The organism is Rhodococcus sp. NKCM2511, assembly GCF_014905595.1.
In the GTDB taxonomy this organism is placed as follows: domain Bacteria; phylum Actinomycetota; class Actinomycetes; order Mycobacteriales; family Mycobacteriaceae; genus Rhodococcoides; species Rhodococcoides fascians.
Genome location: NZ_BNHJ02000001.1, coordinates 1,174,881 through 1,190,015 on the forward strand (window position 1 = coordinate 1,174,881; position 15,135 = coordinate 1,190,015).

Below are 15,135 nucleotides of genomic sequence, written 5' to 3' on the forward strand. Positions count from 1 at the left end.
ATATATCGCTCACGTCACGAGGGCGCAATACTTCGCCGCTAGCTTTTCCCCATTCACTCGTTCCATTCATTGCCCGGCCGTCAGGAGCATCGATGACAGATACAGCGCACGGTCCCGCCCAAACGGGAGATCTCGTGGAAGCCGCGGGCCACCCCGTCGGTGGAGGCCTGATCAAGGACAGTTACGACCCACGGCTGACCAACGAAGACCTCGCTCCGCTGAAGAAGCAGACCTGGACCTCCTACAACCTGTTCGCTTTCTGGATGTCCGACGTGCACTCGGTGGGTGGCTACGTCACGGCCGGCAGCCTCTTCGCACTCGGGTTGGCGAGCTGGCAGGTGCTGATCTCGCTGCTCGTCGGCATCACCATCGTGTACTTCTTCTGCAACCTCGTCGCCAAGCCGAGCCAGGTCTCCGGGGTGCCCTACCCGGTCATCTGCCGCAGCGTGTTCGGCGTCCTCGGTGCCAACATCCCCGCCATCATTCGCGGACTGATCGCCGTGGCCTGGTACGGCATCCAGACGTTCCTGGCATCGGCAGCCCTCGACATCGTGTTGATCAAGCTGTTCCCGTCACTGGCCCCGTACGCCGTCACCGCCGACTACGGCTTCGCCGGTCTGTCCCTGCTCGGTTGGGCCAGCTTCCTGTTCCTCTGGGTCGTTCAGGCAGCGGTCTTCTGGCGCGGCATGGAATCGATCCGCAAGTTCATCGACTTCTGCGGGCCCGCCGTCTACGTCGTGATGTTCATACTGTGTGGCTACCTGATCTGGAAAGCAGGCTGGGGCGCAATCGATCTCAACCTCCAAGATGTCGAGCACACGGGTCTGAGTTCGATTCCGGTGATGCTCGGAGCCATCGCCCTCGTGGTCTCGTACTTCTCCGGCCCCATGCTCAACTTCGGCGACTTCTCCCGCTACGGCAAGTCCTACTCCGCGGTGAAGAAGGGCAACTTCCTCGGCCTCCCGGTCAACTTCCTGGTCTTCTCCATCCTGGTGGTCGTCACGGCGTCGTTGACGCTTCCGGTGTTCGGTGAGCTGATCACCGACCCGGTCGAGACCGTCGCTCGAATCGACAGCACGTTCGCCATCGTTCTCGGTGCACTGACATTCACGATCGCCACCATCGGCATCAACATCGTCGCGAACTTCATCTCCCCCGCGTTCGACTTCTCCAACGTCAGCCCGCAGCGCATCAGCTGGCGCGCAGGCGGAATGATCGCCGCCATCGGCTCGGTGCTGATCACCCCGTGGAACCTGTACAACAACCCCGACGTCATCCACCTGACCCTCGAAACTCTGGGCGCATTCATCGGACCACTGTTCGGCATTCTGATCGCCGACTACTACCTCGTCCGCAAGCAGAAGGTCGTCGTCGACGAGCTGTTCTCGATGTCGACGACGGGTCTGTACTGGTACTCCAAGGGATACAACCCGGCTGCGGTGTACTCCACCATCGTCGGCGCGCTGGTGGCCATGTTCACCGTGCTGTTCAACGGAGCGATCGACGGCATGCAGATCGCCGGGATGTCGACGGCCTCCAAGTACAGCTGGTTCATCGGATGCGGCATCGGATTCGCGATGTACTTCTACCTCGCAACGCGGACCAAGCTGGCCGTCACCAACTTCGACACTCCAGTGAAAGCATAGGATCTCGCACGTGCTCATCAAGGTCATCAATCCGAACACCACGAGTTCGATGACCGCAACGATCGGTGACTGTGCCCGGGCCGTAGTCGGCCCGGGCACGGTCGTCGATGCGGTCAGCCCAGCCATGGGGCCGGTATCGATCGAAAGCCACGTCGACGAAGCCCTCAGCGTCCCAGGCATTCTCGCCGAGATCGCCCGCGGCGAGGCCACCGGGGTCGACGGCTACGTCATCGCCTGTTTCGGCGACCCCGGCATCGACGCGGCCCGCGAGCTCGCATCGGGGCCCGTCATCGGGATCGCGGAAGCGGCCATGCATGCCGCGAGTTTCCTCGGCCGCGGTTTCAGCGTCGTCACCACGCTCGCGCGCACGATCGGACGGGCACAGGATTTGGCCGACCATTACGGCTTCGGACGGCAGTGCCTCGGCATCCATGCGTGCGACCTGCCCGTCCTCGATCTCGAAACCGACCCCGACGCTCGCAAGATCGTCACCGAGGCCTGCCGCATCGCGGTAGAGACGGACGGTAGTGATGCCGTGGTCCTCGGCTGCGCGGGTATGGCCGATCTCTGCCGACACATCTCGTCCGAAATCGGAGTGCCCGTCGTCGACGGGGTTGCAGCGGGAACGTTGTTCGTGCAATCCCTCGTCACCCTGGGACTCGGGACCGGTAAGCGTGGAGAGTTCGCGACTCCTCCGCCCAAGCTGTACACCGGCATGCTCGACGGATTCAGCAGGGCCTGAGCGTCAGCTGCGCTGGGTTGTCGATCGAATCAGCTCCTCGGTTCCGTATCCCGGACTCCGATCGGCGTCGGATATTCCAAACCGGGGAGCTGATTCGCACGGGTGAAGTCATGCGGTGCAACGACGTCGGTCGGTTCGAGGGTGTGCACCGACGAGTGTCCGAGGCCGAGGACCGCCGAATCCAGGCCACCGCGCAGGATGTCGAGCACGTTCTCCACGCCGGCCTGACCGTTCGCGGCCAGACCCCACAGATACGCCCGTCCGATCAGCACCGCCCGCGCACCCAGGGCGAGTGCTTTCGCGACGTCACTTCCCCGCCGGATCCCGCCGTCGAGGGTGACCTCGACCTGATCTCCCACCGCGTCGGCAATCGCCGGCAGCATCCGGATCGACGCCGGAGCCCCGTCGAGATTGTTACCACCATGATTAGAGACAGAAATAGCGGTGCACCCGGCATCGACAGCCCGCAACGCGTCATCGACCCGGGACACACCTTTGAGCATGAACGGACCGTCCCACTGCGCGCGTAGCCACGCGATGTCCTCCCATGACGGCAGCGGGGTGGACATCCACTCCCGGTACGCGGCGAAGAACGTCGGCGCCGATTTCCCGGGCTCGGCGAGATTGGGTGCCGTCAGATCCGGAAATGTCCCCGTCCGCGCCCACCGCGCCAGCCACCGCGGACGGGCCAACACTTCCGGTGCCAACCGCAGCATCGCCCGCACGTCGAGGCGTTCGGGTATCACCGGACTCCCCCAATCGCGGCCCTCGGAGAACGACCAGTCCATCGTCACGATCAGCCCGACCGCACCCGCAGCACTGGCCCGATCGAGCATGTGCCCCAACAGCTCTCGCGAACCCACCCAATGCACCTGAAAGAACGTCTGCGGATTCGCCGCCACGACGTCCTCGATCGGTTTGCTCGCGAACAACGACAACCCCATCGCAATCCCCCGCGACGCTGCCGCTCTCGCGACCGCGACCTCACCGTCGGGGTGCACGGCCTGCACACCCGTCGGAGAGATCATCACCGGAAACGACAACGGTTGCCCCATCAGCGTCGTCGACAGATCACGTTTGTCCGACAGCCCCGCCACGTGCGGGGCGAATCCGAGTTCGGCGAAGGCAGTGGTGTTGTCGCCCGCCGTCAGACCACGTTCGGACCCCGCCACCAGCGCCGAATACACCGATGCCGGAAGTCGCTTACGCGCTTGCCGCTGCGCTTCGGCGACAGTCTCGAACCAGTCGGTCACACACCCAGCTTCCGATCGAACCCGGCGGGCATCACCACATCCGACGGTGACAGATCATGCACCGAGGTGTGCCCGAGCCCGAGGACCGCCGAATCGACTCCGCCACGCAGGATGTCGAGCACGTTCTCCACCCCTGCCTGACCGCCCGCCGACAGACCCCACAGGTACGCCCGACCGATCAACACCGCCCGAGCACCCAACGCCAACGCCTTGACCACATCACTACCCCGCCGGATTCCGCCGTCGAGGGTGATCTCGACCTGATCACCGACCGCCTCGGCGATCGCCGGCAGAGCCCGAATCGGAGCCGGGGTGCCGTCGAGGTTGTTACCACCGTGATTGGACACCGAAATCGCCGTACACCCGGCATCGACAGCCCGCTTCGCATCATCGACCCGCATCACACCCTTGAGCATGAACGGCCCACCCCACTGCTCCCGCAACCACGCCACGTCCTCCCACGTCGGCAACGGGGTCCCCATCCACTCCCCATACGCCCCGAAGAACGTCGGAGCCGGACCACCGGTCGGTGGGGTCAGGTTCGGGGTCGTCAAATCCGGGATCTTGCCGGTCTTCGCGAACTCCCACAACCACTTCGGACGCATGACACCCTCCGGAGCGAACTGCACCACCGCTTTGAGGTCCATCTTCTCCGGAATCGACGGGCTACCCCAATCACGGCCGTTCGAGAACGACCAATCCAACGTCATGATCAACCCCACCGCCCCGGCTGCACGAGCCCGCTCCATCCGCTGCAACAAAATCTCGCGTGAACCCACCCAGTACATCTGAAAGAACGTCTGCGGATTCGCCGCCGCGACCTCCTCCACGGACTTGCTCGCGAACGACGACAATCCGATCGGAATACCCCGCGCCGCAGCAGCTCTCGCCACCGCAACCTCACCGTCGGGGTGCACGGCCTGCACACCCGTCGGGGAAATCATCACCGGGAACGACAACGACTGCCCCATCACCGTCGTCGACAAGTCCCGCTTGTCCGACAACCCCGCCACATGCGGGGCGAAACCCAACTCGCCGAACGCCGACATGTTGTCGTCGATGGTGATGCCGCGTTCGGAGCCGGCCACCAGCGCGGCATACACCGACTTCGGTAGACGCTTCTTCGCCCGCCGCTGCGCCTCGGCAACGGTCTCGAACCACGCACTCTTCGCCATCACTACGCTTCCTGTTCCATTCCCGCGAGCGGATTTTCGTCGCAGATCTTCGTCGGTGGACGCATCATCAACGTCAACGGCACCGACTTACGGGGAGTCTTACGCTGACCGGTACGCGAATGATCGACACTCGACTTGGGGATCTCCCCCGCCGCTGCCAACGCCATCTCACCGTTCCCGATCACGCACTCGGGATCCGGACCGTCCATCGGCAGACCCGTGAAGAACTTCGCCGCCATGCACCCACCCCGGCACGCATCGAAATGCGCACACTTGGTGCACGCACCCGAGGTCTGCGGAGAGCGGAGTTCCTGGAACAACTCCGAGGTCTGCCACACGGTTTGGAATCCGCCCATACCGTCTTTCGCGTCTCGGACGATATTGCCCGCGAGGAAGTTCTCGTGAATGGCGAACGGGCACGCATACACATCACCGATCGGATCGATCAAACACACCACCCGCCCCGCACCACACAGGTTCAACCCCGGCAGAGCGTCCCCGAACGCCGAGAGGTGGAAGAACGAATCCCCCGTCAACACACCCTCACCGTTCGCGACGAGCCAGTTGTACAACTCGCGCTGCTGACCGGCCGTCGGATGCAGATCATCCCAGACATCCGCGCCGCGACCCGACGGCCGCAGTCGTGTGATACGCAGTGTCGCAGCGTATTTGTCGGCCAGAGCTTTGAAGTCGTCGAGCTGGCTCACGTTGTGGCGGGTGACGACGACGGAGATCTTCGCATCCCGGAAGCCGGCCTCCTTCAGATTCTCCAACGCCCGGCACGCCATGTCGAACGAACCCGGACCCCGCACCGCGTCGTTGACCTCCGCCGTCGCCCCGTCGATGGAGATCTGCACATCGACGTAATCCGACGCCGCCAGGCGTGCTGCGACCTTCTTGTCGATCTTGACCCCGTTGGTGGAGAACTTCACCCCCACCTGATGCGCCGTCGCATAGTCGACGAGTTCCCAGAAATCCGACCGGACCGTCGGCTCACCGCCACCGATGTTGACGTAGAACACCTGCATCTTCTGCAACTCGTCGATGATCGACTTGCACTGCTCGGTACTCAGTTCGCGCGGGTCACGACGACCCGACGACGACAGACAATGCACACACGACAGATTGCAGGCGTAGGTCAACTCCCACGTCAAACAAATCGGAGCATCGAGACCGAGCTCGAACTGATCGACCAATTTCCCTACCGGAGCTGGTCTTTCGAGGGTGGAAGTCATAGGGGCCGTCCTCTTCTACGAATGGGTCAGGTTCTACGGGCGAGTGATCATGTGCGAGTCCGCCAACGTCGCGAGCGCTCTCACGTAGGGAGCCGATGCCGAATCGCTGATCCCTGCGGCCGCGATCGCCGACCGCATATCCCGGTGGTCGGGCAGCGACTCGATGATCGCCACGATCGTGCGGTTCTTCAGAAACGACAGCTTGCGGGTCCCGAAGTGGTAGAGCAGCGCCCCGAACGACTCGGGACGCAACGCCACCTGCGGATGCAGAATCCACCGCACATCCAGATCGAGCGTGTTCTGCACAGCAGTAGTCATGATCAGTACACGCCGCACATACCGTCGATCGACACTTCCTCCACCAACGACTCCTCCACCAGATCGGACTCGACGACCGACGTACCGACCACAGCGTTCTCACTCTTCTTCGACATCTGATTCCTCCTACGAAATCTGTTCGGCCACAATCCGATCGACTGTGTTCAGGATCACCACGCTAACGGCCGTCGAGGTTTCCGAGGGGTCATGGCGCAGGAACTGGTCGGCCGTCGCGATCAACCGTCCAGTTGGGTAGGTACCGGCCCGTCCGGCCTGCGGGGTGAGCGGCGTCTGAGCGGACCGACCAGCGGCCGATCCGAGTTCTGCCGCGGTTCGCTGTGGAAAGCTCACCTGAACAGAGGGTCACAGCAGAAACGACAGAAGAAGACTTACATGACCGAGATCGATGCATTGGCACCCGGACCCGACGGGGTCTGGGCTCATGAGAACGTCGTCGTCCGGCACACTCACGGGCTCCGATTCGACGCCGTCCGTGCAGGATCGACGGTGCAGGTCAACCACTGCCTCGCTGCGGGCGAGATCGGCGAAGGCCTCGTGCCGCTCATCACCGAACAGGCGCGCCATATCGGGCTGTCCCAACGCGAGTTCGAGCACGTGCTGGTCGGCATCGTGCGCACCACTGTCGCCGATCCGGTCGAGGCATGGACGACGTACTACCGAAACTCGTTGGATGATCTCCTCTCCGGTCGAGCAGAGTTCGCTCCTGTGCACGAGCGTGCCGCCGCGTCGGTCCGCGGTTCGGTACTCGATCTGGGTTCGTGCTTCGGCTTCTTCCCGTTGCGGCTGGCAATGCAGGGTTGTTCGGTCACCGCGACCGACCAGTCAGCGGGAACCATGAATTTGCTCGCGACTGTCGCTCCGCACCTCGGCGCGAGACTCGACACGGCAGTGTTCGATGCAGCCCGAATCCCGTTCGACGACAACAGTGTCGATACTGTGACAGCTCTGCACCTGCTCGAACACGTCGATGCCGAGACGGGCTCTGCCATCGTCGCGGAGGCACTCCGGGTGGCGCGCTGCCGCGTCGTCATCGCGGTACCGTTCGAGACCGAGACCACTGTCTGCCACGGACACATCCGCACGTTCGACGAGACGGCGCTGGCCGAGCTGGGACTATCGACGGGGAAGCCCTTCGAGAACTCGACCTACCACGGCGGTTGGCTCGTGATCGACAAGACGACGGCACCACAACTCGCCTGAACAGTCTCGATACTCCAGGCATGGGATCCGCGGGAGTACTAGAACGGTGGTGCTTTGTCGGCTTCCTCGTCGCTCGGTTCGGGTGTCGGGTTGTCGGGTGGTTCGGCGTAGGCGATGATGCCGGATCGTCTGGGTTGGGTGGGGATGTGTAGCCGGCGGTTTTGACGCTGTGGTGGTATTCGCAGAGGCATTGGAAGTTGTTGACGGTGGTCCAGCCGCCGAGTGGATTGGCGTGGTCGAACGGGATCACGTGGTCGATTTGGCAGCGTGCCGCGGGTCGGTGGCAGCCGGGGAAGCGGCAGTGGCGGTCATACGTACCGGCCCGGTCTCGATGCCGTACGTGAATCGAAGGTCCACGCGGGATATTGCCCTGTTGCCTGTGGGAGCGAGTCGCATGGGGGAACGACGACCATTCCGTTCGCGGCTGCCAATGCTCTCATCGAATGTGACTGCGTGACCTTGGCATCCGCGCCGTCGATGAATCCCAACAGAACCCGAGGTGTGCTCGACGCCGAGGTCACGTCGCCGCGGACCCGCACAGTTCTCACCGTTCGCTCCGCCGCCGGATCCTGCAGAGCGGATGCCACGACCGGCCGGACGAACAGTTCGTACGAGATCAGCGCACTCACCGGATTTCCGGGCAGGCAGATGATCGGTATTCCATCGAATCGTCCGCAGCCCTGCGGTTTTCCCGGCCTGACCGCAACCGAGGCGAAGGTGACGTCGTGATCCGCCAGCGCAAGCCGGACCACCTCCTCGGTTCCTGCGCTGATTCCACCGGTCGTGATGATGACGTCGGCTACCGCAGCGCAGCGAGCAAGGGCCGCTCTGCACGCCTCCACATCGTCGGATACCGCCGATTCGAGGTGCACATCGGCACCACACCGCAGCAGATCGGCTGCGATCATCGGAGAGTTGGCGTCGAAACACTCGCCGAGCGTCGGAGTTTCTTCAGCACAGCGGATTTCGGATCCGGTGGACAACACAGCCACGGTCAATGTCGAGCCAATCCTGACAAGCGTTCGTCCGAGTGCCGCAAGCAGTCCGACCTGAGCGGGAGTCAGCACCGTACCGGCCCTGATGGCCACGTCACCGGCATCGACATCCGAAGCACGACGGCGGATGTTGCTCTTGGAACCACTCGAACAGATGGTCACCGTATCGGAACCGAACGACGTCACGAATCCGCTGGTCTGTTCGACAGGCACCACCAGATCGGCCCCTCGCGGAAGTACTGCACCGGTCATGATCTGTACACATTCACCCGGTGCCACGCTCAGCTCGGTACTCGACCGTCCGGCGACGCTACGCGCCGAGACGGTCAGTGTGGCCGGCAGGCGTCGAGAACCGATCACATCGGTACGGCGCACAGCGAACCCGTCGACTGCAGAATTGTCGAACGCCGGCAGAACGCGCTCGGCAAAGACATCCTCGGCGAGAACTGCGCCGACCGCAGATCCGATGGGTACCGCCCGTACTCGGGCTGCCAAGCCGAGATCTTCTATGGCACAACGGTGTTCGTCGACCGAACGGGTAGTCGAGTTTACGGTCCGCCTCATCCGCCGATGTAGGACATCTCGATCCGCTCGCCGGCCGGGGTGTCCCCCGATCCCGCTCGCAGTTCGGAGTATCGATCGTCACGGCTGTTCCAGAGCGCCGACAACCGCGCCACGAGAGCATCCTGCGATGCCCCCGAACGCAGCAGCGCGCGCAGATCGGTTCCCGCTGAAGCGAACAGGCACGTGTACACCTGCCCGTCCGCCGACAGCCTGGCCCGAGTACAGCTGCCGCAGAACGGTTTCGACACCGAGCCGATCACCCCGATTTCTCCCCTCCCGTCGCGATACCGATAGCGCGTCGCGACCTCGCCTTCGTACATCGACTCGATCCGTTCTAGCGGATGGGCTGCCCCGATGATGTCGACAATGGAGTCGACGTCCGTCACCTGCGCCATTTCCCACCGGTTCGTCGCCCCGACATCCATGTACTCGATGAACCGCACGACGATGCCGGTCCCTCGGAACCGTTCGGCCAGGTCGAGAATCGAATCACCGTTCACGCCCCGTCGCACCACCACGTTCACCTTGACGGGTGACATCCCGGCGCACACTGCCGCGTCGATGCCGTCGAGCACGGTCCGGACGGGTACGCGCGTGTCGCTCATCCGCGCGAACGTCGTCGGGTCGATCGAATCCAAGCTGACGGTAACGCGTTTCAGACCGGCCGCGTACAAGGATGCGGCCTGGGCTGCGAGCAACGACCCGTTCGTGGTCATCGCAAGATCGACGCCGTCGATGGCGCTCAATCGTTCGACCAGCGTGGCGATTCCGGCCCGCAGCAACGGTTCACCACCCGTCAGACGGATCTTTCGGAGGCCGATCGTCGCCGCCGCCCGCGCCACTCTGTCGATCTCGTCGAAGGACAGCAGCCTGCCGGTGTCGAGGAATCGGTGATCGGGACCGAACTCGGCTCGAGGCATGCAGTAGACACAGCGGAAGTTGCACCGGTCGGTGACCGAGATACGGAGATCCCGAAGTGCCCGTCCCCGAGCGTCCACCGTCCCCGAATCGAGGTCGGTCGGATGCGTGCGCACTGCTCGAACGGGATCAACCACGGAGTAGTCCTTTCACTCGGTCGAACACCAGAATCGCGGACGGCAGTGCCTCACACTTGACCGCGCGCGCCCGGTAGTTGACGTGCAGCGACCAGCGCACGACCCTGCCTCACGACTTTCCGGCAAAGTTACGAACAGTGAATCAACCGGAAACATTGCGGGTTAATCTCGAAGAAAGCTCCTGCATCGCCGTGAGCGTCTACGACAAGGGGTCCCCATGCTGTCTCGATCCGGATTCTCCATTCCGACTCGAACGACCAGCCGCGGCGACTGGTCCGACATGTTGAACGAACACTTCGTCGCCCTGGACGTGGCCGACGTGGCGGACAGCCGATTCACCGGAGCCGTCCGATCGATGTCTCTCGCGCACCTGCAGGTGTCGACTGTCCGATCGACGACTCAACGCATCGCGCGAACCGACTCGCTCATCGAGAAGGACCGAATCGAATACGTTCAGATCGGTATGATCCGTCGAGGCCGCGCGATCGTGGTGCAGGACGGACGCGAATGCGTGCTCTCACGCGGCGACTTCGCCATCTACGACACGTCTCGTCCCTTCGACTGGATCATCGACGGTCACCCCGACGACGATCAATGGGAGCTCGAAGTATTCACCTGGCCCCGTCACATGCTGCGACTCGACGAGCGTGAATCCAGCGACCTGACGGCCATGGCATTCGACGGTTCGGCCGGTTTCAGCGGCCTCCTCGGCCGATTTCTGCACGACCTGGGGTCGACCCGATCGACGCTGGGCACCGCAGGCGCACAGGCCATCGCAGACGAGGTCGGAGATCTTGTCAGCGTCATCGCCAGGAACACCACTACCAGCCCGGCGCTGGACTCCCCCAGCACTGCCCTGGTTCGGACAGCGCAGCGCTACATCGAGGAGCACCTCGCAGACCCAGACCTGTCGCCCAGCACGGTCGCGTCGGCCATGCTCGTCTCCACCCGCCAACTGCACCGTCTGTTCGCGGCCAGTGGCACGACGGTGGCGCGCAGCATTCGGGTCAAACGGCTCGAGCGCTGCCGACGCGAGATCATCGCCAGCGTCGCGGTGGACCGCTCGCTGGGGCAGATCAGTCGGCGGTGGGGTTTCGCGGACTCCGCAGTGTTCAGTCGCGCCTTTCGCGAGCAGTACGGGATGAGCCCGCGTCAGTACCGCGCGGCCGCGTGCGCGCAGTCCGACGACCCGCGAGCGGTGACTCGCCCGATGTGGCCGAGCGACCGTGAGCAGCCCGAGGTCGGCACTGCTCACGGGCCTCGTCGGTCGAACTGAGCTCCTTCGGGGCTCTCGTCAGTGAATCGAGTCGCTCGAGTGGCCGGGCACGATCGCGGCCGAGCCGTCGACCAGCGGGGCGATGTGGTTCACCGCTGTCGCTGCCTCGGCGAAACCGACTGCGATCAACTTGACCTTGTCCTCGTGTCCGGCGACGTCGCCCGCCGCGAAGACTCGCCTTCGGCTGGTGCGCATCGTCCGTCCGACGGCGATATCGCGCTGGTACTTGTCCAATCCCCACGTGGAGATGGGGCCGAGCGCGGCTTTGAAACCCAGTGCGGCAACAACACTCGATACTTCGAGCTGTCGGCGATCGACCCCGGTGCCGTCGACGATCGTCACCGATTCGACGGCGTCCACGCCAAGGATTTCCTCCACCTCGAACGGGGTGAGGACATCGACACTGGACCGCTCCAGCAAACCGAGGCTGTGAGCGTGCGCCCGGAAGTCGTTGCGACGGTGCACCAATACCACCGATTTCGCGATCGGTTCCAGGCTCAGCGCCCAGTCGACTGCCGAGTCTCCGCCGCCGACGATCATCACCCGTTCGCCGGCCAGGTCATCGAGTTTCGGTACGAAATACCGTAGGCCACGGTCGTGGAACTCGGCTCCGGCCGGCAATGGCCTCGGGGTGAACTTACCGATACCCGCGGCCACGAGAACGGCTTTCCCGACGACGGTTTCGCCCTTGTCCGTCGTGACCCGCACGAAGTTCTCGGATTCCTCGAGTTCGGTCGCCACGTGACCCATCAGGTACGTCGGCTTCGCCTGATCCGCTTGTTCGACCAATGCGTCGACCAGATGTTGCGCCTTGATCGCCGGAAAACCGGCGACGTCGAATATCTTCTTCTCCGGATACAACGCGGCCAGTTGCCCACCGGGGTAGGGCAGAGCGTCGATCACGGTGACCGTCATGCCCCGGAAGCCCGCGTAATACGCACCGTACAAACCGGCCGGTCCGGCACCGACGATGATCAGGTCACTTTCGGAAACCGTTGTCGCACTCACTTCTTCGCCACCTCGTCGATCGAGGGATGGTCGCGCCCGATCGGCCCGAGATCTTCCGCACCACCGGAAGCATCTGCGTCCTCACAGAATTCGACGGCGATGTCGACGAACCGTTTCTGTTCCTCCGGGATCTTGTGCTCCCAGAAGATGGCGTCGTTGGGACAGGCGGGCATGCACTTGCCGCAGTCGACGCACTCGTCGGGATTGATGTACATCATCCGAGCGCCCTCGTAGATGCAATCGACGGGGCACTCCTCCGTGCATGCCTTGTCGAGTAGGTCGATGCACGCTTCGGTCACGACGTAGGCCATTTCGAAATCCTCTTGTTCGTAGTAGGAGAAAGAGTTGTCAGGCGTCGAGCGCTGAGACCTCGACGAGGGTGTCGGAGAACGTCGGAGCGTTCCCGAGGTCGGCGAACACCGTCGGATTGAGTGAGGCCGGGGTCGACAGAGACAGCATGTTCTTGCGCCACGCCCCCATCGCACAGACGGTGACACCCTGCATGACCGACTTGTCGAGTTTGGCAACGACGGTGAATTCGCCGCGATCGTTGAAGACTCGCACCACGTCACCCGATGCAATTCCCCGCTGTTCGCCGTCCACAGGGTTGATCAGCAGCGTCGGTTCCTTCTGCACTTTGCGGTGCATGTCGAGATTGCCGAAGCTCGAATTCAGGTATGCATGCGATTTGGGCGTGAGCAGATTGAGTGGATACTTCTCTGCCAGTTCGGGATTGGTCCTCGACGACTCGCGCGGCGGGATGTAGTGCGGGAGCGGATCCACCCGTTGTCCCGGCTGGTGATCGTTCGATCCCTGCCGGAACAGCGGCAGCACGAAGTTGCCACCCGCCGCCGCCGAGGACAGAAACTCCGTCTTGCCGGACGGCGTCCGGAAATTGCCCTCTGCGTGCGGTGCGTACTCGTCGGGGCCAGGAAGGTTGAGTCGCTGCCACCCGAGCTTCTTGAGCGAGTCGATCGTGATGCCCTCCATTGCCGGGGCATTCCAGTCGTAGGAGAGGGCGAGGAGTTCCTCATCGGTTCGGGAGAACACCGGTTCGGTGAAGCCCATCGCTGCGGCCAGTCGGCGAAACAGCTCGGTATTGGGGACGGCCTCCCCGAGGGGCTCGATCGACCGGTTGTTGTACGTGACGAACAGGTGGCCCCAGGAAAAGTTGATGTCGTCCTGTTCCAGCTGTGTCGTGGCGGGCAGGATGATATCGGCGTAATCGGCTGTGTCGGTGATGAAGTGGTCACTGACGACGGTGAACAGATCCTCCCGGCTGAGCCCGTCGATCATGCGCTTCTGATCGGGACACACCACCACCGGGTTGGAGTTGTACACCATCAATCCCTTGAGGGGCGTATCCAAATTCAACCCGCCGGTCAGCGCCTCACCCAGCTGATACAGATTGATGACGCGTGTACCCGGAGTCTGCAGATCCGTCTGCAGAAACTCGGGCCAGTTCACCGGAAACGCCCACAGCGGCAGCTGCAGGATGCCGCCGCCGGGCTTACGCCATGCTCCCACCAAAGACGGTAGACAGGAGATGGCTCGGACGCTCTGCCCGCCACCGGCACTGCGCTCGATGGCGACGCCGATCCGAATGACGGAGGGCTGGCTCTGTGCGTATTCCCTTGCGAGCGTGTAGATGTCCTCGACAGGAATGCCCGTCTCCTCGGACGCCCATTGCGGGGTGTATTGCTGCACCCGCTCGGCCAATTCGTCGAAACCGATGGTGAAGCGTTCGATGTAATCCGCATCGGTCAATCCCTCGTCGATGATCACGTGCATCATCGCCAGTGCGAGGGCGCCGTCGGTGCCCGGACGAATGGGGATGTACCAGCTCGCGGCCTTGGCGGTTCTGGTCTTGATCGGATCGATCACCACCACCTTGGCCCCGCGTTTCTTCGCCTCGGCTATGTACGGCCACAGGTGCAGGTTGGTGCTCATGGTGTTCGCCGCCCAGATCAGAATGAACTTGGAGTGGACGAAACTCTCGGGGTCGACGCCTGCCGTGTCGCCCACCGTCATCGCGTAGGCCGTGCACGAGCCCGCATCGCAGTAGGTGCGCTCGGCAACCGTCGCCCCGAGTCGGTTGAAGAATGCATCCCCGACGTTGAGACCCTGCGTGATTCCCTGGGTTCCAAGGTAATTGCACGGCATGATCGCCTCGGGGCCGAATTCCTCGGCGATGGAGGTGAACTTCTCGGCAATGGTGGCCACGGCCTCGTCCCACGAGATCCGCTCGAACTCTCCTGAGCCCTTGGGCCCGGATCGCTTAAGCGGGTACAGCACTCGGTCCGGGCTGTAGACCTTGTCGAGATAGTTGTCCACCTTCACGCAGAGGCCACCGTTGGTGTACGGGTTGGTCTTGCTCCCGCTGACGCTCGTCGCCACCCCGTCCTCGACGGTCACCACCATCGAGCACGAATCCGGACAATCCTGCGCACACGCTCCGAGAACGGTGAGTTCCGTAGGGCGGTCGGCCGGGGCGTCGTGTGAGCGCGTATCTTCCTGAACAGTCGTCATGGGTGCTCCTCGGCGTGGATATCACTGGTATGTGTTATCCGTAGCCTGCACCGCGAGGACGCTCCCGACAGGACGCCGAGCGCCGTCTACTTTGCACTCTGTGCCCGAAGGCTCATCG

General features: G+C 63.3%; 14 protein-coding genes. 4 read left to right on the forward strand and 10 right to left on the reverse strand.

Going from position 1 to position 15,135, the window contains the following annotated elements:
- The first annotated feature begins 92 nt into the window (after positions 1–92).
- Positions 93–1,646 (forward strand): NCS1 family nucleobase:cation symporter-1, encoded by a 1,554-nt coding sequence (locus JLZ96_RS05220; protein ID WP_167329331.1) that lies wholly within the window; start codon positions 93–95, stop codon positions 1,644–1,646.
- Between the two features lie 10 nt (positions 1,647–1,656).
- Positions 1,657–2,388 carry an aspartate/glutamate racemase family protein gene (locus tag JLZ96_RS05225; RefSeq protein ID WP_308436817.1) on the forward strand — a complete coding sequence of 244 codons (732 nt, stop codon included), beginning with the start codon at positions 1,657–1,659 and terminating at the stop codon, positions 2,386–2,388.
- A gap of 29 nt (positions 2,389–2,417) precedes the next feature.
- On the opposite strand, the gene mftD (JLZ96_RS05230) is transcribed toward JLZ96_RS05225, so the two are convergent.
- The 5 genes from mftD (JLZ96_RS05230) to mftA are packed head-to-tail and all read right to left on the reverse strand — an operon-like array spanning position 2,418 to position 6,485.
- A complete protein-coding gene (mftD, locus tag JLZ96_RS05230) occupies positions 2,418–3,641 on the reverse strand; it encodes a pre-mycofactocin synthase MftD (protein WP_201009599.1) in 1,224 nt (407 codons plus the stop codon).
- Positions 3,638–4,816, reverse strand: coding sequence for a pre-mycofactocin synthase MftD (mftD, locus tag JLZ96_RS05235; RefSeq protein ID WP_201010663.1), 1,179 nt, complete (start codon positions 4,814–4,816; stop codon positions 3,638–3,640). The genes mftD (JLZ96_RS05230) and mftD (JLZ96_RS05235) overlap by 4 nt, the downstream gene beginning before the upstream one ends.
- Before the next feature lie 2 nt (positions 4,817–4,818).
- Positions 4,819–6,051 (reverse strand): mycofactocin radical SAM maturase, encoded by a 1,233-nt coding sequence (gene mftC, locus JLZ96_RS05240; protein ID WP_032371074.1) that lies wholly within the window; start codon positions 6,049–6,051, stop codon positions 4,819–4,821.
- Positions 6,052–6,084: 33 nt separating this feature from the next.
- On the reverse strand, positions 6,085–6,369 hold the full coding sequence (gene mftB, locus JLZ96_RS05245; RefSeq protein ID WP_094718535.1) for a mycofactocin biosynthesis chaperone MftB: 285 nt from the start codon (positions 6,367–6,369) through the stop codon (positions 6,085–6,087).
- A 2-nt stretch (positions 6,370–6,371) separates the two neighbouring features.
- Positions 6,372–6,485, reverse strand: a complete 114-nt coding sequence (gene mftA, locus JLZ96_RS05250; protein ID WP_069973092.1) for a mycofactocin precursor MftA — start codon at positions 6,483–6,485, stop codon at positions 6,372–6,374.
- Positions 6,486–6,762: 277 nt separating this feature from the next.
- On the opposite strand from mftA, the gene mftM reads away from it, so the two are divergent.
- Positions 6,763–7,590: a mycofactocin oligosaccharide methyltransferase MftM gene (mftM, locus tag JLZ96_RS05255; RefSeq protein WP_201010664.1), complete on the forward strand. Its 828-nt coding sequence runs from the start codon at positions 6,763–6,765 to the stop codon at positions 7,588–7,590.
- A 308-nt stretch (positions 7,591–7,898) separates the two neighbouring features.
- Here the strand turns inward: mftM and glp are convergent, their stop codons facing one another.
- A complete protein-coding gene (gene glp / locus JLZ96_RS05265) occupies positions 7,899–9,149 on the reverse strand; it encodes a gephyrin-like molybdotransferase Glp (protein ID WP_268963035.1) in 1,251 nt (416 codons plus the stop codon).
- Positions 9,146–10,204, reverse strand: a complete 1,059-nt coding sequence (gene moaA / locus JLZ96_RS05270) for a GTP 3',8-cyclase MoaA (protein WP_236253840.1) — start codon at positions 10,202–10,204, stop codon at positions 9,146–9,148. The genes glp and moaA overlap by 4 nt, the downstream gene beginning before the upstream one ends.
- 217 nt (positions 10,205–10,421) lie before the next feature.
- Between moaA and JLZ96_RS05275 the strand changes: the two genes are divergently transcribed.
- Positions 10,422–11,480, forward strand: coding sequence for a helix-turn-helix domain-containing protein (locus tag JLZ96_RS05275; protein WP_201009601.1), 1,059 nt, complete (start codon positions 10,422–10,424; stop codon positions 11,478–11,480).
- Between the two features lie 18 nt (positions 11,481–11,498).
- On the opposite strand, the gene JLZ96_RS05280 is transcribed toward JLZ96_RS05275, so the two are convergent.
- Genes JLZ96_RS05280 through JLZ96_RS05290 form a run of 3 tightly spaced genes read right to left on the reverse strand, consistent with a single transcriptional unit; the run spans position 11,499 to position 15,017 of the window.
- Entirely contained in the window at positions 11,499–12,488 is a 990-nt protein-coding gene (locus JLZ96_RS05280) for an NAD(P)/FAD-dependent oxidoreductase (RefSeq protein ID WP_201009602.1), read from the reverse strand.
- The gene (fdxA, locus tag JLZ96_RS05285) at positions 12,485–12,799 is read right to left on the reverse strand and encodes a ferredoxin (protein WP_201009603.1); all 315 of its coding nucleotides are present in this window, start codon (positions 12,797–12,799) and stop codon (positions 12,485–12,487) included. Before fdxA ends, JLZ96_RS05280 begins: the two co-directional genes overlap by 4 nt.
- Positions 12,800–12,836: 37 nt before the next feature.
- Positions 12,837–15,017: a molybdopterin-dependent oxidoreductase gene (locus tag JLZ96_RS05290; protein ID WP_201009604.1), complete on the reverse strand. Its 2,181-nt coding sequence runs from the start codon at positions 15,015–15,017 to the stop codon at positions 12,837–12,839.
- Positions 15,018–15,135 lie beyond the last annotated feature (118 nt).

Bases quoted from the DNA above. Each gene is read 5' to 3' on its own strand.
- JLZ96_RS05220 (WP_167329331.1), top strand. From the start codon at position 93: ATGACAGATACAGCGCACGGTCCCGCCCAAACGGGAGATCTCGTGGAA.
- mftD (WP_201010663.1), bottom strand. From the start codon at position 4,816: ATGGCGAAGAGTGCGTGGTTCGAGACCGTTGCCGAGGCGCAGCGGCGG.
- mftC (WP_032371074.1), bottom strand. From the start codon at position 6,051: ATGACTTCCACCCTCGAAAGACCAGCTCCGGTAGGGAAATTGGTCGAT.
- mftB (WP_094718535.1), bottom strand. From the start codon at position 6,369: ATGACTACTGCTGTGCAGAACACGCTCGATCTGGATGTGCGGTGGATT.
- mftA (WP_069973092.1), bottom strand. From the start codon at position 6,485: ATGTCGAAGAAGAGTGAGAACGCTGTGGTCGGTACGTCGGTCGTCGAG.
- mftM (WP_201010664.1), top strand. From the start codon at position 6,763: ATGACCGAGATCGATGCATTGGCACCCGGACCCGACGGGGTCTGGGCT.
- glp (WP_268963035.1), bottom strand. From the start codon at position 9,149: ATGAGGCGGACCGTAAACTCGACTACCCGTTCGGTCGACGAACACCGT.
- JLZ96_RS05275 (WP_201009601.1), top strand. From the start codon at position 10,422: ATGCTGTCTCGATCCGGATTCTCCATTCCGACTCGAACGACCAGCCGC.
- fdxA (WP_201009603.1), bottom strand. From the start codon at position 12,799: ATGGCCTACGTCGTGACCGAAGCGTGCATCGACCTACTCGACAAGGCA.
- JLZ96_RS05290 (WP_201009604.1), bottom strand. From the start codon at position 15,017: ATGACGACTGTTCAGGAAGATACGCGCTCACACGACGCCCCGGCCGAC.